The organism is Bacteroides galacturonicus, assembly GCF_003096855.1.
Lineage (GTDB): Bacteria > Bacillota > Clostridia > Lachnospirales > Lachnospiraceae > Lachnospira > Lachnospira rogosae.
In genome coordinates this window covers 599,123-618,517 of record NZ_QEOA01000002.1, presented here as the reverse complement: position 1 = coordinate 618,517, position 19,395 = coordinate 599,123, and the positions used below count along the sequence as shown (strand labels likewise).

At 32.0% G+C, this 19,395-nt stretch carries 18 protein-coding genes, 1 tRNA gene and 1 CRISPR repeat array (1 of these 20 running past the window's edge); of the genes, 18 read left to right on the top strand and 1 reads right to left on the bottom strand.

Annotation, left to right across the window (positions count from 1 at the left end):
- Positions 1 to 185 precede the first annotated feature (185 nt).
- The 4 genes from C7390_RS02840 to C7390_RS02825 all read left to right on the top strand — a co-directional run bounded on the left by C7390_RS02840 (position 186) and on the right by C7390_RS02825 (position 2,380).
- Positions 186 to 256 (top strand) — tRNA-Trp (locus tag C7390_RS02840).
- Between the two features lie 270 nt (positions 257 to 526).
- The gene (locus C7390_RS02835; protein ID WP_022501416.1) at positions 527 to 778 is read left to right on the top strand and encodes a hypothetical protein; all 252 of its coding nucleotides are present in this window, start codon (positions 527 to 529) and stop codon (positions 776 to 778) included.
- Positions 779 to 1,394: 616 nt separating this feature from the next.
- Entirely contained in the window at positions 1,395 to 1,664 is a 270-nt protein-coding gene (locus tag C7390_RS02830; RefSeq protein ID WP_022501415.1) for an autorepressor SdpR family transcription factor, read from the top strand.
- Between the two features lie 14 nt (positions 1,665 to 1,678).
- On the top strand, positions 1,679 to 2,380 hold the full coding sequence (locus C7390_RS02825) for an SdpI family protein (protein ID WP_116443556.1): 702 nt from the start codon (positions 1,679 to 1,681) through the stop codon (positions 2,378 to 2,380).
- Here C7390_RS02825 and C7390_RS02820 read toward each other — a convergent pair.
- Positions 2,367 to 3,170 carry a S8 family peptidase gene (locus C7390_RS02820; RefSeq protein ID WP_022501413.1) on the bottom strand — a complete coding sequence of 268 codons (804 nt, stop codon included), beginning with the start codon at positions 3,168 to 3,170 and terminating at the stop codon, positions 2,367 to 2,369. The genes C7390_RS02825 and C7390_RS02820 overlap by 14 nt on opposite strands.
- Before the next feature lie 238 nt (positions 3,171 to 3,408).
- On the opposite strand from C7390_RS02820, the gene arcC reads away from it, so the two are divergent.
- The 14 genes from arcC to cas2 all read left to right on the top strand — a co-directional run bounded on the left by arcC (position 3,409) and on the right by cas2 (position 17,585).
- Positions 3,409 to 4,347, top strand: a complete 939-nt coding sequence (gene arcC, locus C7390_RS02815) for a carbamate kinase (protein ID WP_022501412.1) — start codon at positions 3,409 to 3,411, stop codon at positions 4,345 to 4,347.
- Positions 4,348 to 4,485: 138 nt separating this feature from the next.
- On the top strand, positions 4,486 to 4,941 hold the full coding sequence (locus tag C7390_RS02810; protein ID WP_147581263.1) for a hypothetical protein: 456 nt from the start codon (positions 4,486 to 4,488) through the stop codon (positions 4,939 to 4,941).
- A 52-nt stretch (positions 4,942 to 4,993) separates the two neighbouring features.
- Positions 4,994 to 6,631, top strand: coding sequence for an ABC-F family ATP-binding cassette domain-containing protein (locus C7390_RS02805; protein WP_055174348.1), 1,638 nt, complete (start codon positions 4,994 to 4,996; stop codon positions 6,629 to 6,631).
- Between the two features lie 579 nt (positions 6,632 to 7,210).
- A complete protein-coding gene (locus C7390_RS02800; protein WP_090141390.1) occupies positions 7,211 to 7,906 on the top strand; it encodes a hypothetical protein in 696 nt (231 codons plus the stop codon).
- A 4-nt stretch (positions 7,907 to 7,910) separates the two neighbouring features.
- Complete coding sequence (locus C7390_RS02795; protein WP_318255993.1) at positions 7,911 to 8,273, top strand: flavodoxin; 363 nt, start codon at positions 7,911 to 7,913, stop codon at positions 8,271 to 8,273.
- 61 nt (positions 8,274 to 8,334) lie between these two features.
- A complete protein-coding gene (locus C7390_RS13555; protein ID WP_318255994.1) occupies positions 8,335 to 8,472 on the top strand; it encodes a hypothetical protein in 138 nt (45 codons plus the stop codon).
- Positions 8,473 to 8,847: 375 nt separating this feature from the next.
- Entirely contained in the window at positions 8,848 to 9,570 is a 723-nt protein-coding gene (gene cas6 / locus C7390_RS02790) for a CRISPR-associated endoribonuclease Cas6 (protein WP_116443554.1), read from the top strand.
- Between the two features lie 84 nt (positions 9,571 to 9,654).
- On the top strand, positions 9,655 to 11,424 hold the full coding sequence (locus tag C7390_RS02785; protein WP_090141395.1) for a Cas8a1 family CRISPR/Cas system-associated protein: 1,770 nt from the start codon (positions 9,655 to 9,657) through the stop codon (positions 11,422 to 11,424).
- A 13-nt stretch (positions 11,425 to 11,437) separates the two neighbouring features.
- Positions 11,438 to 12,316: a type I-B CRISPR-associated protein Cas7/Cst2/DevR gene (cas7i, locus tag C7390_RS02780; RefSeq protein WP_090141397.1), complete on the top strand. Its 879-nt coding sequence runs from the start codon at positions 11,438 to 11,440 to the stop codon at positions 12,314 to 12,316.
- A complete protein-coding gene (gene cas5b, locus C7390_RS02775) occupies positions 12,300 to 13,025 on the top strand; it encodes a type I-B CRISPR-associated protein Cas5b (protein ID WP_090141398.1) in 726 nt (241 codons plus the stop codon). The genes cas7i and cas5b overlap by 17 nt, the downstream gene beginning before the upstream one ends.
- A gap of 81 nt (positions 13,026 to 13,106) precedes the next feature.
- The gene (gene cas3 / locus C7390_RS02770) at positions 13,107 to 15,605 is read left to right on the top strand and encodes a CRISPR-associated helicase Cas3' (protein WP_116443553.1); all 2,499 of its coding nucleotides are present in this window, start codon (positions 13,107 to 13,109) and stop codon (positions 15,603 to 15,605) included.
- Between the two features lie 49 nt (positions 15,606 to 15,654).
- Entirely contained in the window at positions 15,655 to 16,149 is a 495-nt protein-coding gene (cas4, locus tag C7390_RS02765; RefSeq protein WP_090141402.1) for a CRISPR-associated protein Cas4, read from the top strand.
- A 26-nt stretch (positions 16,150 to 16,175) separates the two neighbouring features.
- Positions 16,176 to 17,168 carry a type I-B CRISPR-associated endonuclease Cas1b gene (gene cas1b, locus C7390_RS02760; RefSeq protein WP_090141403.1) on the top strand — a complete coding sequence of 331 codons (993 nt, stop codon included), beginning with the start codon at positions 16,176 to 16,178 and terminating at the stop codon, positions 17,166 to 17,168.
- Positions 17,169 to 17,306: 138 nt separating this feature from the next.
- Positions 17,307 to 17,585, top strand: a complete 279-nt coding sequence (gene cas2 / locus C7390_RS02755; protein WP_090141404.1) for a CRISPR-associated endonuclease Cas2 — start codon at positions 17,307 to 17,309, stop codon at positions 17,583 to 17,585.
- A 194-nt stretch (positions 17,586 to 17,779) separates the two neighbouring features.
- A CRISPR array of direct repeats spans positions 17,780 to 19,395; the repeat unit is 30 nt; unit sequence GTTTTAATAGATACATAGTGGAATGTAAAT; it runs 2,809 nt beyond the window's last position.

Below are 19,395 nucleotides of genomic sequence, written 5' to 3'. Positions count from 1 at the left end.
TGGAAGTGTGGTGACATATGGAGCTGATCTGTACTAATAGGTCGAGGGCTTAACCGAAAGAGGTTAAGGTTTGGATAGAACAAAGAGAGTTATTCTTAAGGAAAGTACGAAAGTACTTGACAGGATACGGATGTATAAGATATATTTAATGTGCAGTTTTGAAGGAGCAATCTATTCCTTTAGATAGGGGTGTGGTGAAGTGGTATCATAGGGGTCTCCAAAACCTTTGGTGGGAGTTCGATTCTCTCCACCCCTGTTATAATTTTATATAAGTTAGAAGATAGTTTTTGCATTAGGAGATAATGTAAAAGCTTTTTTTATTTTAATTTAGTATCTTATGAAATAAAGTTTATCAGCTTATTGTCAAAGCAACTTATGCGATATGACTAAAAGATAAAGCTATTTATTAAACTTATGTAAATCATAATTATAAATATTGCGTCAGAAATAATATAATGTTATCATTAAGAAGATATGTATATAATCAATTATTATAGCATAATTAATAATATATTCAGGAGCGTATATGGTAGACAGCAGCTATTTTAAGAATAATAAGAACAATGGTAATAGAGCGGGCGGTAAGAATAACGGCAAATTAATGGACAGGTTAAAGCAGCATAAGTGGATACCACTTGTTGTAATTATAGTATTAGCACTTGCAATGATTGCAATTCAGTATTTTATGTTAGATGTACTTCAATATACAAGACAGATGGCAGAACAGCAGAAAGAGGGATTTATTAATATATATCCTATAATCAATAATTTGCTTTAAAGAACATTTAGCATTTTAAAATAGAAAAATTTAAAATGCTAAAATTTTAAAATATTCAAAGCTTAGAAGGTTATAATAAATAAGGTCTTAAAAGTCAAAATACGCAAATTCCCACCTAGAGATGGAGGAGAATTATGCAGTTTTTGATTTTTAAGACCTTATTTATTTGATTTTAATTGTTCCCCAATATTAAATTGTATGTGTTTAAGTTTACGTGTTATTAGAAATAGAAATTAAGACTTATAAGACAAGATAGATTTATAAGATAAGATAGATTTATAGGACAAAATAGACTTATAGGAAAATGTGACTTATAGGACAAAATGTGTTGATAGAAACCGTCCTCAGACCTTTAATTTCAATGGCTGAGGGCGGTTTAATCTTTTTTGAAATAACTTTGATGGTGGTTAAAATATATTGATAAAAAACTTATATTCAATTTCAAATAAAAGAGATAATTAACAAATGTAAGAAAATAGATAATACATATTGACTTTATAAATAATATGCTTTACTATTTAGATAGATTTCTAATTAGATAATTTTCTAAATAGAATGAAATTATAATACAGCGCTGAATGGAACAATAATTAGGCAAAGTTAGGAAGTGATATGTTTGGCATTTGCAGATACTTTTAAGGCATTATCTGACCCGGCAAGGAGGGATATTTTAGAGATGTTAAAGAATAAGCCTCTTTCGGCGGGAGAGATTGCTAAACAGTTCGATATGACACAAGCCACAGTATCATATCATTTGAAAGTATTAAAAAAGGCAGATTTAATAAGAGAAAATAGAAAAAAGAATTTTATTTACTATGAATTAAATCTCACAGTACTAGAGGAACTGATGATGTGGTTATCTGATTTAAAGAATAAAGAAAATTAGGAGGAAAAGTATCTATGAAAGATAATAATACAGATTATCAAAATGATAATAGCTGTAATAATTCTAATATAAGCCTTTCAATGGCAGTAATATCGGTTATCGCTACATTGCTACCAATTATTATAGGATTGGCGTTATGGAATAAGCTTCCCGATGAATTGCCTGTTCATTGGGGAATTAAAGGCAATGTAGACAGATTGGCGACTAAGGCTGAGGGAATATTTATAATGCCTTGTCTGTGTGCAATTATCCAGATTGGTGTACTTATTAAATTATATATTGACCCAAGAAAAGAGCAGATTCATCATAAACCTGTACTTGTATCAATATGGATTGTTCCATTGATTACCATTTTAATTAATGTACTTATATATATAATAGCACTTGGTGGTAAAGTAAGTATGACAATGGCAGTATTTTTTATCATTGGTGTTATGTTTATAGGGCTTGGTAATTATATGCCAAAGTTGAAACAGAATTATACAATAGGAATTAAAGTTCCGTGGACATTAAATAGCGAAGAGAATTGGAATATGACACATAGAATGGCAGGTAAGGTATATGTTGTGGCAGGTGTTATTTCAATAATAATTGCATTGCTTAATAATGTATTAAGTGATGAAGTGACAATTATTATATTTATGGCTGTATTTCTTGTGACAGGCATAGGAAGTGTTGCTTATTCATTCTGGCTTTATAAGGTCAAGGGCCTTTAATAAATTGTATTATATCAAGATGTCCCCAGCCCTGCTGATTGGTGGCAAGATTGACTTTGTGACAGCATTTTTTAAGCCGTTGGCGGATTTCGTCAGGAGTATAATCGTGATTATTAAGAACACGGGCGATTGCACCGCTTACAATTGGTGCAGACATGGATGTTCCGCTTTTGGTGGAATATCCATTTTTTTTATTACTGCACGCTGTGATATTAGAGCCAGTGACAACAAGTTCGGGCTTAAGAATGCCATCAAGAGTAGGACCGCGGCCGGAATTAAATGTCTTATCATCAATAGAGCCAACGGTAATGACAAGGCGGCTTGTGCCGGGTGCGGTTATGCTGTGGGACTTTGGACCGCTATTACCGGCAGCGGCGACAACAATAATGCCTTCATTCCACATATTTTCCACATTTTTTATTAGTTCAGAAGTATTGGAGGGGTTGTGGGTAGTGCCAAAGGAAATATTTACTATTTTTATATTGTAAATATCTTTATTATTGATTATCCATTTAGTGCCTTTAATAACATTTTCTATATTGCCATTGCCGTTGGAGTCAAGCACCTTAACAGATATAATCTGGCTCATAGGGGCTATTCCTTTGAATCGGCCGTGACTTGCATAGCCATCGCCTGCGATTATGCCTGAAACGTGCGTGCCGTGACCGCTGTCATCATATGGAAATGCTCTATTATTAATAAAATCTTTAAATGCGATTATCCGGTTTCCAAAATCTATATGCTTATATATGCCTGTATCAAGTACAGCAACACCTATATTATTATTCATATCTATCCTCAGTTATGCTCTATATAAATATTTTATTCATAATAATTGTGATTGGTGCGTTGATTATTGATGTCTTATATTTGCTTTTTGTATTAAAATCTTATATAATATTCAAATACATAATACATTTAAGTAATTGGAATTGCTTTTATCTGAGATTTTCGAGTAGAAAGTTTTTATGTAAGATTAAAGGCATTGATAATATGTATAATATTCGTGAAAAGTGAGAGGTTGCGTTATGGACAAGAAAAGAATTGTTGTTGCATTAGGAAGAAATGCTTTCGGAGAAACATTCCCAGAACAGCAGGCAAATGTTAAGAAAGCAGCTAAGGCTATTGCAGATTTAGTAGAAGCTAAGTATCAGATAGTAATTACACACAGCAATGGTCCTCAGGTTGGTATGATTCAGACAGCTATGACAGAATTTGCAAGACTTGAGCCAGAAGACAGGACTGTTGCTCCTATGTCAGTATGTGGTGCTATGAGTGAAGGCTATATAGGTTATGATTTACAGAATGCAATCAGGGAGGAGCTTCTTAACAGAGGTATCTATAAGACAGTTTCAACAATTATAACTCAGGTAAGAGTTGATCCTTTTGATATAGCATTTTCTGAGCCTTCTAAGATAATCGGAAGATATATGACTAAGGAAGAAGCTGAAGCAGAGGAAGAAAAGGGTAACTATGTAGTTGAAGAAGAACCAGGCAGGTTCAGAAGAATAATTGCAGCTCCAATGCCTATTGATATATATGAGATTGATGCTGTTAAGGCACTTCTTTCGGCAGATCAGATTGTTATTGCTGCCGGTGGTGGTGGAATTCCAGTATTACAGCAAGGTTCACACCTTAAGGGTGCATCAGCTATTATAGAGAAGGATTACACAGCAGCTAAGCTTGCAGAACTTGTCGGAGCAGATACATTATTATTCCTTACAGCTTATGATAAGCTAACAATTGGCAAGGGAACAGCTGACGAGAAGGTATTTGACAATGTATCAGCAGCAGATCTTCACCAGTATATTAAAGCTGGACATTTCCCAGCTAAGACAACATTCCCTAAGGTAGATGCATCAATTAGATTTGTTGCAGCTGATTCAGACAGAAAGGCAGTTATTGCTAATCTTGAGCAGGCTAAAGAAGGCTTAGACGGAAAGGCAGGAACTACAATAACAGCTTAACTGGGTGACATATAATGGAACCTGCACAACAATAAGTGGTTCAATTACAACATATATTTGATGAATTACAACATCTCTCGATAATATATATAATTATGTGGTAGAATATGGTTATAATAATTATCAGGAGGTGTTGTTTTGCTTTTAATGGGGATGCAAAAGAAGAATTCAGATATGGATAGTCTGATGGAACATTTAGAATTTAAGGGTATTAATGTATTGAATGTATTTGAGGAAGGGAGGGTTAATAATCTGCTGTGGCAGATGAATACAAGAAAGAATAATGAACTGTTTATTAAGCACAGGTATGTTGTGTTATTTATATCATATGAAATGCTTAATGACATTAAAGGAGTATATTATCTGGAGCTTGTTAAGAAATTATCAGAACAGGGGAAGATTAAATTATATGTAGTCAACAACCATATTAAGATTAAGAATTTGCCCAAAAGAGGTGGCTGGCTTGAAAGTGTTATATGTGATTGTGAGGAGTGCGAGGACAATTATGAGATGAATTGTAAGATGTATCAGCTTGCTGATGATATTGTGTGTAATGTTGTCAATGATATATTCAATCAGAATACTTGCAATTAATCCCAATTCCATCTATAATTGTAATGTTTAACATTACTGGAGGTTATGATTAATGATTAGTGCAAACAATGTAACACTTCGTATAGGTAAAAAGGCCCTTTTTGAAGATGTAAATATTAAGTTTACAGAAGGTAACTGCTATGGTCTTATCGGTGCTAATGGTGCAGGTAAGTCAACATTTTTAAAAATACTTACTGGTCAGATTGAACCAAGTAAGGGAGATGTATCTATTACACCAGGTCAGAGATTATCATTCCTTGAACAGGACCACTTCAAGTATGATGAGTACACTGTATTAGATACTGTTATTATGGGTAACACACGCCTTTATGAAATAATGAAAGAAAAAGAAGCAATATATGCTAAAGAAGATTTCACAGAGGAAGATGGTAATAAGGCAAGTGAGCTTGAAGCAGAGTTCGCTGATATGAATGGCTGGGAAGCAGAATCAGATGCTGCACAGCTTCTTAACGGGCTTGGAATTACTACAGATCTTCATTATAAGCTTATGTCAGAACTTAATGGTAGTGAGAAGGTTAAGGTTCTTCTTGCTAAGGCTTTATTTGGTAATCCTGATATTCTTTTATTAGATGAGCCTACTAACCACCTTGATCTTGATGCTATTGCGTGGCTTGAAGAATTCCTTATTAATTTTGATAATACTGTTATCGTTGTATCACACGACAGATATTTCCTTAATAAGGTATGTACACAGATTGCAGATATTGATTATGCCAAAATTCAGCTTTATGCTGGTAACTATGATTTCTGGTATGAATCAAGCCAGCTTATTATTAAGCAGATGAAGGAAGCTAATAAGAAGAAGGAAGAAAAGATTAAGGAACTTCAGGATTTTATTCAGAGATTCTCAGCTAATGCGTCTAAGTCTAAGCAGGCTACTTCAAGAAAGAGAGCATTAGAGAAGATTGAACTTGATGAAATCAGACCATCAAGCAGAAAGTATCCTTATATAGATTTCAGACCAGCAAGAGAGATTGGTAATGAAGTACTTCAGGTTGAAGGTATTTCTAAGACAATTGATGGTGTTAAGGTGCTTGATAATATATCATTTATTGTTAATAAAGATGACAAGATTGCATTTGTTGGTTCTAATGAATTAGCAACTACAACTTTATTTAATATTCTTACAGGTAATATGGAGCCAGATGAGGGTTCATACAAATGGGGTGTAACAACTTCACAGGCATATTTCCCTAAGGATAGTGCGGCAGAGTTCAACAGAGAGGATACAATTGTTGAATGGCTTACACAGTATTCACCAGATCCAGATCCTACATATGTAAGAGGTTTCCTTGGACGTATGTTATTTGCTGGAGATGATGGTGTTAAGAAGGTTAAGGTACTTTCCGGTGGAGAGAAGGTTAGATGTCTTATATCCAAGATGATGATTATGGGTTCTAATGTACTTATATTTGATGACCCTACTAACCACCTTGATATGGAGTCTATTACAGCACTTAATAATGGACTGATTAAGTTCCCAGGTGTGGCACTTTTCACATCACACGATCATCAGTTCATTCAGACTACAGCTAACAGAATTATGGAAATCGTTCCATCAGGGCAGCTTATTGATAAGATTACAACTTACGATGAGTATCTTGAGAGCGATGAGATGGCAAGAAAACGTCAGGGATTTGCAGAAGCTGCAAGTGATGATGAAGATTAATTATTAATGCTTAGGATGGGGTTGTCACGAATGTGGCATCCCCATATATTAGTATTAGTCAGGTGTTGATAGCTTATGTATGCAATATAAGTGTGTATACACAAGCTGTTATTACCTAATTTTAAATATGTTGAAAGGAAAAATATGTTATCTTTAGTAGTTAATGTATAGAAAGTAAAAGAATAGATATACCCTAATAAACCGTAGTAAGTATAAGGGTTTGTTGAGGTATATTACTGTAAAGTAAGTGTACCTTAAAAATTGAATATTAAAAGATTATTAAACAGTAGTATAACTGTTGAACGTATGTTCTTTATACGGTAAAATATATAGTAAATAAAAGATATTTTACTTATTAGACATATAATAATTGTATTGGAGGTATCAGATACATGGAATTACACGTTACAAAACATAAAGGAAGGGAGATAGTTGTTCTACTGGATAATGATATGAGAAAAGAGATTGCTTTAGATTATAGGTAAATAATATCAGAAGAAATATAAATTAGAAAAGCAAAAGTCAGCCAAGATGTTTCATGGCGCATTGGTGCCTTTCGTAGAAAGGCGGATTATAAAAATGAAAAAGACAAAAATAATAATCACAGCTGCAATAATGGCGGCATTGGTAACAGCGACAGCTTGTGGTGGCAAGAACCAGGCTTCTACAGCAACAGAAGCTCAGACAACAACAGTTGCAGTAAAACAGGTTAATTCAACAAGCACAGAAAATGCAACGGACAAGCAGGAAGTAACAGAAGCTTCCGTAGAAAATACAGAGGCTTCTAATGAAGAAGTTTTAGTAGCTGAAGCAGTAATAGATGAAAATCAGGGAAATGGTGATAGTGTAGAAGAAGTTAATAATACAGTTCTTGAAGAACAGCCAGCAGAAGATATAAATGCAACCTGGACAGATACAACACCGGCAGAACAGCCAGAAGAAAATATTAATTCAGGCTGGGAAGATGCAGCACCAGTAGAGCAGCCAGCCGCTCCGGCAGAACCAAGTCCAGCACCAGAGCCAGTAGTAACTCCTCAGGCACCAACAGCTACAACATTAACAGATGAAGAAAGATTAGTTGCAACTGGAAAATGGACTAAAATTAGTGAAGGTATAAATTCTTATACAGGAAAAGCTTACTCTATCTATGAAGGTATTGACCCATTAACAGGATATAAAATAGGTACTGTATTTTCAGATGGAACTTTAACAGGACTTCAAACTAACACGAAAGAAGAGGCTTGTGCAATTGCGCAAGCACATAGAGCTACTTAAGACATTGCCTCAAAATACAGTAAGGCAGATGATTGTTGATGGAATGCAGTCAACATTTGGCAGAAAACCACAGATAAAAGGTGTTCCAGATAATATAGATTACTATGATGAAATTATATTAGGCACACCTATATGGGCAGGAATGCCAGCCGCACCAGTATATACATTTATAAAAAAATATGGAATAGCTGATAAAATAGATGCAGTATTTACATTTAGTGGCGGCGGAGATAATGACAGATGCATGGCGCAGTTGTCAAAGACACTTAAAAATATAAAAAATGAGGTTGCATTAGCAGACCGTAATAGCGAAATGGCAAAGAATAATCATGATAAACTTGAGAAATTTATTATGGATATTAAGTAGAATATAGGGGCATTAATGTATAAGATGAACATAATGAAAAACTGATGAAAAGAAATTACTTGTGACATTCTGTGCGGTCAAATCAAATGTATTATTAGGATGGCTTATAGGACTTGGCAACGTGGAAGAGTTAGAACCAGAAGATGTAAAGGAAAAAATGATAGCTCTTCTTGATAAAAATAAAGATTCTTATAAATAGATTTAACAGTGGAAGTGTATTTTGTGTATACTAAAAAGATATATAATGTGTTTTAGATAAAATTTAAAATATAATAAAAAGAAAAAAGGAATTGTTGTAAATTTGCGGCAATTCCTTTTTTAGATGGTGGTAGAATATTATCAAATAGTAATTCCAATATGTTGATATTAAAATAAAATATATAATAGTTATCTATTATTTACATTCCAGTATGGTAAATGTTTATAACTTAGAATTCTACAGTAAAAAATTAAAAAAATCAATATATAAAGACATTGAAATAAATTAGCACCTAATAGATAACTTTTATATTGACATATATAATAATAAGTGATATATCTATAGCATAAGAAGATAATAAAGGAGGTGAAATTGATGATTCAGTTAGTATTAGAATTTCAGCTAGAAAAGCCAGAACTGCCAGTAGAATATGAAAGAACAATTGTGAGCTTTTTAAAGGCAGCAAGTAATAATTATTCACAGGAAATGTTTGAAAGATTATATGATAAAAGTAAGTCAATAATAAAAACATTTACATATAGTGTATATCTGCCAGGAGCTGTTTTTGACAAAGATGTGATAAAACTTAAAGAAACGAGATTTAAAATATTTTTCACTGATGCAGATATGGGACAGAGCATAGAGTGGTTTAATTCATTTCAATTAATGAGAATGAAGAAATATCCGCTTAATAACAATGCAATGAAACTTATTTCAATAAAATCACAAAATAGAAAAGAGATTGTTGATAATGAACTTGTCATTAAAATGCAAAGTCCACTTATTGTAAGACAACATAATGCAGATACTAATAAAGATGAATATTATACATATGACAGTGCTGAATTTGCTGATAAGGTAAGAGATAATGTTTCAATATTCTTGCAGAAGGTTAATCTGGATATATCCATGGAAGATTTTTCACTGTTGCCAGTGAAGGGCAAGAAAGTTGTAGTTAATTGCTTTGGAAGAAAGATAGATGCCAATATAGGCATTTATAAAATAACAGGAAATCAAGAGCTGCTTAATATACTTTATCAGTCAGGACTTGGCAGTAGGCGTAGTGTAGGGCATGGTAAGTGGGAAGTGCTGATGTAACGTAACAATATGTATGGTATATAAGTATGCATTGGAGTTGAAAGTGTATACAAATAATTTGATTAAATTGAGAGGAGGTAAGAAATGAGTAAGCATCTTATAATACCGGGGGATTTTCTTAAAAATGCTGGTATTGTCGGGTTATATTATATGCTTAAGGAATATAATATAGATATTCTTGAAGGCAGGGAATATGGCATAAAAGAGCAGGGAAGTACTGAATATGGTTTTGAACCATATGAAAGTGGATTATGGCTGGATGAAGATTTTATAGAAAATGCTGATTGGACAGATATATTTTTTAAAGCCTGTGTTAAATATTACAGAGATAGTACGGTGTATGCAAGAGTTTTAGATAATATTAATGTTATTATAGACAAAATAGATAATGATGTATGGCAGGAAAATTCTGCTAATAAAGATATGCTTAAGTTTATCAGTGATAAGCTTTTATCCAATAGTTACAAGTCAGGCTTTGATAATATAAAGAATGATATAGAGAATGCATATATATATGAGAATCTGCAGAAAGAAAAGCTGAGCTTCAAGTTAGATGCGTGTGAACTTAAAAGGCGTTTAGAAGAATTAAATATATTTTTAAAGCAGCCTTTATGTGAAGAAACATTTGTTATGAAAAGTGTTATATATAATTATATTAACCGTTTTTGGGATGGAAAATGTTTTTTATTAAGAGCTAATGCAAAGAAAAATATGCGAATATTATTTGAACAGGATTTTGTAGAACCATTCAAAGAATATGTTAAGAAATTGCATAGTAAGGATAAAGATATATGCATTGACTGTGGAAAATTGCTGGGTAGTAGGGACAAGGTTTCAATAGCATTTATGAAGGATATGGCGGATGATCTTTCAAGAAAAAAATCAGCTTTTTGGAATTGTAAAGTGGATGCTTTTTTGTGTCCTGAGTGTGCATTTATTTATGCTTTATGTCCGTTGGGATTTAATCTTTTAGGAAGCCGATTTGCATTTCTTAATACAAATATTTCTATTAGAGGGATGATAGAGGCTAATAAAAAGAATGATTATGCTTATATAAAAGAAAATGATATATATCCGGATAATGCTGTAAAGCGTGAAAAAGAAAGTTATTCACAGTGGTTTGCAAGAATGTTGAACAGGCTGATGGAATATAAACTTAAAGAATTATCCAGTGTCCAGGTAATAATCAGAGGTACGAAGCAGGATGATAAGTATGTTTTTGCAGTTGTAAGTAATGATGCATTGAAAATTATTAAAGAGAAAAAGGTCCAGAATGCTTTACAATATATGCAGATGTATCCATATATTATGATAGAAGGAGAGTATATTAATATTCATGAGCAGGTTGTTCTTAATATACTGAACTTTAAAGGTCAGGAGCTGCTTCTTAACAGAGTGTTAAGGGCATCAATAGAGTCACCAGCTTATAATGCCTCTGCTTACTGGATTTATAATGTACTTTTGTGGAGCAATATAGTTAAAAGTGGCAAAGAGAATGGAGGTAAGATAGCTATGAACAGATTAGCAGTCATGAATAGTGGTTATTCACTTCGTACAGCATTATTAGCATCAAAGGGAGCTAAAGATGATGAATGTATCAGAGGTACGTTGTATCAGCTTATGAATGCACTTTCGACAAAGAATACAGGAAAGTATCTTGAAATAGTGATGAGATTATATAGTTCCTGCAAGATACCTGCGAATGAGGAGCAGGCAGGTAAGCTGGTAGTTCCTAGTGCGTTTGTAAATATGTTTAATAATCCAGCATTATTTGAAGAGTACGGATATGCATTTTTACTCGGATTAAAAGGATGCAATTCAAATTCTAAAAAACAAGATAATAAGAATGATTAAGGAGGGCATATAGATGAAAAAGGATGGATTAACATTAACAATGGTATTCTTGGCAGAGAGTGCCAATTATGGTGAGGGCGTAGGAAATATAACAACTTTGAAAAAGATGACAAGGGGAGATTATCAACAGTACTCATATATATCAAGGCAGGCTATAAGGTATAATTTAGTTCAGCAGCTTAATTGGGATGATACACCTGTGGATGGAAAGAGTGGGGTTGTTCAGTTTGCACCGTCCGCTACAATAAAAGAGTATCCAGAGATAGATTTATTTGGTTATATGAAGACGACATCTAAAGATGATAATCTTAAGGGTGGAGCAACAACAAGAAGCGCTGTGGCAAGACTGAGTAATGCGATATCTCTTGAGCCTTATCAGGGTGAATTAGAGTTCCTCACCAATATGGGACTTGCAAAACGACAAAATCTTGGTAATGCTATTGCACAGAGTGAGATACACAGGGCGTATTACACATATACATTATCGATTGATCTAGACAGAGTAGGAGAGGATGTAGATATAAGTATATCACCAGAACAAAAGACAGAAAGAGTAAATGCACTATTAGATGCCGTACAGTATTTATATAGAGATATTAAAGGAAGAAGAGAAAATCTTTCACCACTATTTGTTATTGGCGGTAATTATGCTAGGAAAAATCCTTTCTTTGAGAATTGTGTTCGTATTAAGAATAATAGTATAAGGACAGGTGCATTTGTAGATTTAATGCAGGGGGATGACAGTATAAATGATAATACGGTTGTTGGAGTTGTATCGGATATATTTGACAATGATACAGAGCTTAAGGAAAAGTTACACGCAGTGACAGTAGCAAAAGCATTTAGCCAGTTGAAAGAGAAAGTGAGCGAATATTATGATGAAAGCAATTAGACTACACTGTTTTCAAAATCTTGCTAATTATAAAAAGCCAAGCAGCTTTATCATAAAAGAAACGTATCCACTTCCACCATATTCAACAATCATAGGAATGATACATGCAGCATGTGGGTTTAAGAGATATCATAGGATGAAATTGAGTATACAGGGAACCAATCAGGGAATGATTTCTGAACTGTATACAAGATATTCTTTTTCATCTGGGGCAAAATATGAAGAAGGACGACATAATATATGCATTGAAGATGGTGAAAAATATGGAGTATTCAAAGGAGTGGCTAATGTAGAATTAGTCTGTGAAAATGAGATAATTATTCATATTTTACCAGAAGAAGATGAGGATATGCAGATTATATATGAGGCACTTAAAAATCCACCTATGTATCTGTCGCTTGGAAGATATGAGGATTTAATAGATATAAAAAGTGTTGATATAGTAAATATAAGAGAAGAGGACGAAGCAGATACAAAGCATAATATATATATTCCAGTATCATATATTATGGAAAGAGGTTATGAAAACAGTAATTCTACTGTTTATACCCTTAATAAGGAGTATGAGATAACTAAACAGGGGCTGCGTAGATGGAAGTCAGAGAAAGAAGGCGGACGGGTTAAAGTTTTTTATTATCCTAGTGGAATAGAGATAGAAAATATTTTAGTAGATGATTCACAATCAGAAGATGTAGTAGTATTTGCGTAATTAAAATTAATAGATACATATTGGAATTAGATTTATTTATCAATAATTACATAAGAGTTTGACAGAGTAGAAGGAGAACATATGGAGTATTATGCAAAGTCAGCAACAAAAAGTTTATCTGATGATGAGAAAAGTGAAATTGTTAAAAAGATTAAATCTGCAATAGAAATAGTAGAAGATAATCTCACACAAAGTGAAAAAACAGCTATTGATAATTCCATTGATGAGTTTATAAATATAACGGAAAAAGGACAGGTTACGTTAAAACAGCATCTTGAAGATATAGTAATATGTGCAGAGAATTTTTTTAAAATATATGGTGGATATTTTACGGATAAAGAGAAAAAGCTTGTTGTTGAAGCATGTCGAATACATGATATTGGTAAAGCTAACATAGTATTTCAGACTAAAATAGGTAATAGAGATTTACATTTAGATGAAACCTTCGATTATGAAATTCCTCATGGATATTTAAGTGCAGTAAGTATATCTCAGGATGAATTAAGCAATATGGTTCCAGATTGTACAGTAGAAGATTTTAAGATATTTATAACTGCTGTTTACCATCATCATGACAGGGAAGATAAGTGGGAAAGTGCTCAAATAAAGGAATTCTGTAAGAAATACTATATTGATAATCTGGCTGATTTTTATAAAAGAGAAGAAAAAAAGATAAGAGCAGCCAATGTTAATAAAATTTTATTTAGAAATAATGAAACATCAGTTAATAAGAGGCTTGATAATAATGTATGGGAAAAATATGCGCTAGTCAAAGGTCTGTTAAACAAGTTCGATTATACTGTTAGTTCAGGCTATGATAAAGCAGAACAGGTTTCGGATATTGATAACAAAATATTAGTTAACAATATTTATTCTTACTTTAAGTCACATAATATGCAATTTAATTCTATGCAGCTATATATGAAAGAGAATATTAATAAGAATCTAGTAGTAGTAGCACCAACAGGAATGGGAAAAACAGAAGCAGCTTTATTGTGGGCTGATGGTGAAAAATGTTTTTATACATTGCCATATATGGTTTCATCTAATGCTATATATGACAGAATAAAGAAAACATATAATTATGGTGATGTTACATTATTACATTCAGGAAGTATGCAGCATTTTATAGATGAAAGCAGAAAGGGAGAGGAAAGTGCTTATAATATGTATCAAAAGGCAAAGCTGCTTTCTTTTCCATTGACTGTGTGTACTGTTGATCAGATATTTAAGTTTGTATACAAAGCATTGGGAACAGAAATATTTGCAGCAACACTTAAATATTCTAAAGTTATAATAGATGAAATACAATCATATGATTCGGAAATTATAGCAGCAATTATATATGGTCTGAAAATTGTATCAGATATGGGAGGACATTTTGCAATTATAACGGCAACATTTCCACCAGTGTTAAGAAGTTTAATGGAGGAATATGGTCTTATAGAAGCAGTAGATTATGAATATAAAGATTTTTCAACAGTGGCAGAAAATGTAAGACATTGGCTTGATGCAGAGTATGGAGATATTAATGTAGATAAAGTTATTGAAGATGCCAGAGATAAAAAAGTGTTAGTAATATGTAATACTATCAGCAGTGCTCAGGTGTTGTACCAAAAAATATGTGATATATACGATTTCTGGATGAATGAAGAGAAAACAGAAATACATCTTTTACATTCAAATTTTATAAAACAACATAGAAGAATATTAGAAGAAAATATAATGTCATTTTCAAGGGATAATTCGTCTACTGGTATATGGATAACAACGCAGATTGTAGAAGCAAGTCTAGATATTGACTTTGATGTATTGTATACAGAAATGAGCACGGTTGATAGTTTATTACAACGTCTAGGAAGGTGTAACAGACATATGCGTTATGTACCTATAGAGGCTAATGTTCATATATATATTGCAGAAGAAATTAATAGCAAAGGAAATTCGGTAGAAATACTTAATGGTGATGATGTAAAAAGTAATAAGAAAAAAAGCATTAGTTATATATATGATAAAGATATATATAATCGCTCAGTAAATATACTGAAAGATTATACAGGAAGACCTTTAGCAGAAAGAGAAAAGAATGAATACATAAACCGGGTGTATTGTACAGAGGAATTAGTAGATACTGCTTATTACCAAAATATAAAGAAGGCTCTAGATAATTTCCAAATGATTAAGGAGGCGGAGTATAGTAAACAAGAAGCTGATAGACAATTCCGCAATATAAATAGTGTTACGATAATACCTGATAACATATATAACCAAAATATTGATTTTATAGACAATTGCTTAAAGATAATTAATGATAAATATATTAAAAAGGACATTAGAAGTATATTTACATCTAAAATATCGGATATGACTTTGTCGTTGCCAACATATAATAAGTACAAATTGCCAGAATTAGTTGACGAATGTGTTATTTGGGAAAGTGGCAATGGGGATGGGAAAAACAAAGCAAGGCAAGCAGAATTGAATATACATAGAGCAAGTATGGATTATGAATTTGATATAGATAAATGTACGGGAAGTGGATTAATAAAAAAACAGACGCAGGCTTCTATATTTATGTAATAGTTGTTAATAATATCAAGAGTATGTAGTATTTATGAGGTTTACAGTTATGGAAGATAAAATAACAGGTGTAATGATATATTATTATTTTATATGTAAAAGAAAACTGTGGTATTTTTGTCATCAGATTACAATGGAAGATGGCAATGAAAATGTACAACTTGGTAAATTGCTGGATGAGAATAGTTATGCAAGGGATGACAAGCATATTAATATTGATGATGCTATTAATATTGATTTCATACGTGAGAAGAAAGAATTACATGAGGTGAAAAAGAGTAAGGCGATAGAGGAAGCTGGAATATGGCAGTTAAAGTACTATCTATATTATTTGAAAAAGAGAGGCGTAGAAGGGCTTACTGGAAAGATTGACTATCCTTTGGCTAAAAGAAATATAGAGATAGAGCTAACAGATGAGGATTGCAGGGAACTTGATAAAATTATTGATGATATTAATAAAATAAAGGAGTATAAACTGCCACCAGAATTGAATGAAACCAAGATATGTAAAAAATGCGCTTATTTTGATATGTGTTTTATATAGTATTATGTAGTAAGTGGAGGAATAAAATGCAGCAGAGCTTTTATGTATACAATAATGGAGATTTAAAAAGAAAAGATAATACATTAAGATTTACATCATATGATGGTGAAAAAAGAGATATACCTATAGAGCGTATATCAGATATATATGTTATGTCAGAAATGTCTTTTAATACGACATTTTTAAGTTACATATCCCAGTATGGAATACCGATACATTTTTTTAATTATTATAATTTCTATACAGGAAGTTTTTATCCTAAAGAAAGTAATCTTGCAGGTCAGTTATTAGTAAATCAGGTGCAGCATTATACAGAATATGATAAAAGACTTTTAATAGCTAAAAAGTTTATTCAGGCGGCAGCAGATAATATATATAGAAACTTACGATATTATAATGGACGAGATAAAAATGTATCAGATTATATGAAGGATATAGATTCTTTGCGTACAGGATTGGTAGGTGTAAAATCTATACAAGAACTTATGGGGATTGAGGGAAATATACGAAAAAAATATTATGCTGCATGGAGTGTAATTATTAATCAGGAAATAGAATTTGATAAAAGAGTAATGCATCCTCCAGATAATATGATTAATTCATTAATTTCATTTGTTAATTCACTAGTATATACAAGAACATTAAGCGAAATATATCATACGCAGTTGAATCCAACAATAAGTTATTTACATGAACCTGGTATTAGAAGATATTCGTTATGCCTTGATATATCAGAAGTATTCAAACCATTGATTGGTGATAGATTGATATTTTCATTACTTAATAGAAAACAAATAACAGAAAAAAGTTTCACAAAAGAATTGAATTATTTACATTTAAAAAAGGATGCTTCTAAACTTATTGTTTCGGAATTTGAAAAAAAGATGAAACAGACAATAATGCATAAAGAGCTTGGACGACAGGTATCATATCAGTATTTGATAAGGTTAGAGGCATATAAACTTATCAAACATCTAATAGGTGAAAAGGAATATGAAGGTTTTAGGATATGGTGGTAATATTATATATGGATATCGGGTTCCAAGGTTCTTCACCAACTTATGAGCAAGCTCATGTGGGCTTAGACCTCTTGACTCTGGTATCATGTATGAAATTAACGACATTTAACATATATAAATAAAATATGAGGTTAGTGTATGTATATTGTTTTAGTATATGATGTAAGCAAGGATGAAAATGGAAGAAAAAGATGGTGTCATATATTTAAAATATGTAAAAAATATATGACACATATACAGAATTCGGTTTTTGAAGGAGAATTATCAAAAGTACAATTAATTAAAATGCAAAAAGAATTAGCTCCATATATTAATAACGAACTGGATTCTGTTATTTTATTTAAAAGTAGACAGCAGAAGTGGGTTGATAAAGAGTTGTGGGGTAGACAGGATAATGTAACAGATTTTATAATATAAAGTTATATATGTATTGCACAATCTTGTCTGTCGAATGATAATGATGTAAAATAACCATAAGGTCGACAATGTAGGTTTTATCAGATATTTGTAATTGTTGGATAAAATCTTTAGGATAATAATATATATAAATAATAGGAGTCGACAAAAAGGTATAAATTAAGATATCAAAATAATGTCATTTAAGACCACGTGTTTTAATAGATACATAGTGGAATGTAAATTATGTAATGTTAGTCGAGAAATACCCAAGTACAGCAGTTTTAATAGATACATAGTGGAATGTAAATCATTATGTAAGTCCGTGGGAAGCTTATAACGAAATTGTTTTAATAGATACATAGTGGAATGTAAATGCAGAAAATAACAATGCAGGAGCAGTTGATACAACAGTTTTAATAGATACATAGTGGAATGTAAATCATAAAATTGGATTATTTGATATTGATGGTGAATACGTTTTAATAGATACATAGTGGAATGTAAATATGGTACATATTGGGAATACAACGGAAATCCCCTTGGTTTTAATAGATACATAGTGGAATGTAAATCTAAATCCGCAACGGCAACTGTAACAGTTGTTTAATGTTTTAATAGATACATAGTGGAATGTAAATGTAGAAAAAAAATGTGGTGACTTAGATTATACATTGTTTTAATAGATACATAGTGGAATGTAAATGAACAAATTATTTAGCGAATGAGTGCGATAAACTGGTTTTAATAGATACATAGTGGAATGTAAATTTGAGTGAAGGCAGGCTAGAATTCGTGATGTAATTAGTTTTAATAGATACATAGTGGAATGTAAATGCTCTTCTATGCTCTCTTGACTGTAAAAGTTGCTTGTTTTAATAGATACATAGTGGAATGTAAATGAAGATGAAAAGATATTTCCGGTAACAGCAAGAGCGTTTTAATAGATACATAGTGGAATGTAAATTATTGCTATGAAAGTCAATATTAATAAACTTCCAGGTTTTAATAGATACATAGTGGAATGTAAATCATCCTACTTACATAGTTGATTCTGGTCGTGGAATGGTTTTAATAGATACATAGTGGAATGTAAATTTCTGCTTAGGATATTGTTGTTTATTGATATTTAAGGTTTTAATAGATACATAGTGGAATGTAAATTGTATAACAACGCTGTTCAGCAGCTGGATGATTATGTTTTAATAGATACATAGTGGAATGTAAATCTGCTTAGTAGTAATACTAAGGTATACGCTAGAAGTTTTAATAGATACATAGTGGAATGTAAATATTTAAGATCCGGAATAATCAGACTTGGCTTTTCTTGTTTTAATAGATACATAGTGGAATGTAAATTACAGATACAAGTGTATATGCAACAGGATGGTATGCGTTTTAATAGATACATAGTGGAATGTAAATGGTTATTACAGCACAGGACAGATATTTCACGGTTGAGTTTTAATAGATACATAGTGGAATGTAAATTACTTATAAATACTCATAGTGTTAAAAAAATCTAAGCGTTTTAATAGATACATAGTGGAATGTAAATGCTTTAGAATTATTCCGAGATGTGTTCAGTGATGTCAGTTTTAATAGATACATAGTGGAATGTAAATACACAATAGGAAGAGCTGTATATTCAGGTGAGACGGTTTTAATAGATACATAGTGGAATGTAAATAATGGAAAAGTTATTGCTGAACTTGTATGGAGTGAAGTTTTAATAGATACATAGTGGAATGTAAATAAAACTTTTCTCATTTCTCTCTGCATATCTGTAAGCGTTTTAATAGATACATAGTGGAATGTAAATTTTTGTCAC

Bases quoted from the DNA above. Each gene is read 5' to 3' on its own strand.
- C7390_RS02825 (WP_116443556.1), top strand. From the start codon at position 1,679: ATGAAAGATAATAATACAGATTATCAAAATGATAATAGCTGTAATAAT.
- C7390_RS02805 (WP_055174348.1), top strand. From the start codon at position 4,994: ATGATTAGTGCAAACAATGTAACACTTCGTATAGGTAAAAAGGCCCTT.
- cas1b (WP_090141403.1), top strand. From the start codon at position 16,176: ATGCAGCAGAGCTTTTATGTATACAATAATGGAGATTTAAAAAGAAAA.
- C7390_RS02800 (WP_090141390.1), top strand. From the start codon at position 7,211: ATGAAAAAGACAAAAATAATAATCACAGCTGCAATAATGGCGGCATTG.
- cas4 (WP_090141402.1), top strand. From the start codon at position 15,655: ATGGAAGATAAAATAACAGGTGTAATGATATATTATTATTTTATATGT.
- cas5b (WP_090141398.1), top strand. From the start codon at position 12,300: ATGATGAAAGCAATTAGACTACACTGTTTTCAAAATCTTGCTAATTAT.
- cas6 (WP_116443554.1), top strand. From the start codon at position 8,848: ATGATTCAGTTAGTATTAGAATTTCAGCTAGAAAAGCCAGAACTGCCA.
- cas2 (WP_090141404.1), top strand. From the start codon at position 17,307: ATGTATATTGTTTTAGTATATGATGTAAGCAAGGATGAAAATGGAAGA.
- cas3 (WP_116443553.1), top strand. From the start codon at position 13,107: ATGGAGTATTATGCAAAGTCAGCAACAAAAAGTTTATCTGATGATGAG.
- C7390_RS02820 (WP_022501413.1), bottom strand. From the start codon at position 3,170: ATGAATAATAATATAGGTGTTGCTGTACTTGATACAGGCATATATAAG.
- C7390_RS02835 (WP_022501416.1), top strand. From the start codon at position 527: ATGGTAGACAGCAGCTATTTTAAGAATAATAAGAACAATGGTAATAGA.
- arcC (WP_022501412.1), top strand. From the start codon at position 3,409: ATGGACAAGAAAAGAATTGTTGTTGCATTAGGAAGAAATGCTTTCGGA.
- cas7i (WP_090141397.1), top strand. From the start codon at position 11,438: ATGAAAAAGGATGGATTAACATTAACAATGGTATTCTTGGCAGAGAGT.
- C7390_RS02785 (WP_090141395.1), top strand. From the start codon at position 9,655: ATGAGTAAGCATCTTATAATACCGGGGGATTTTCTTAAAAATGCTGGT.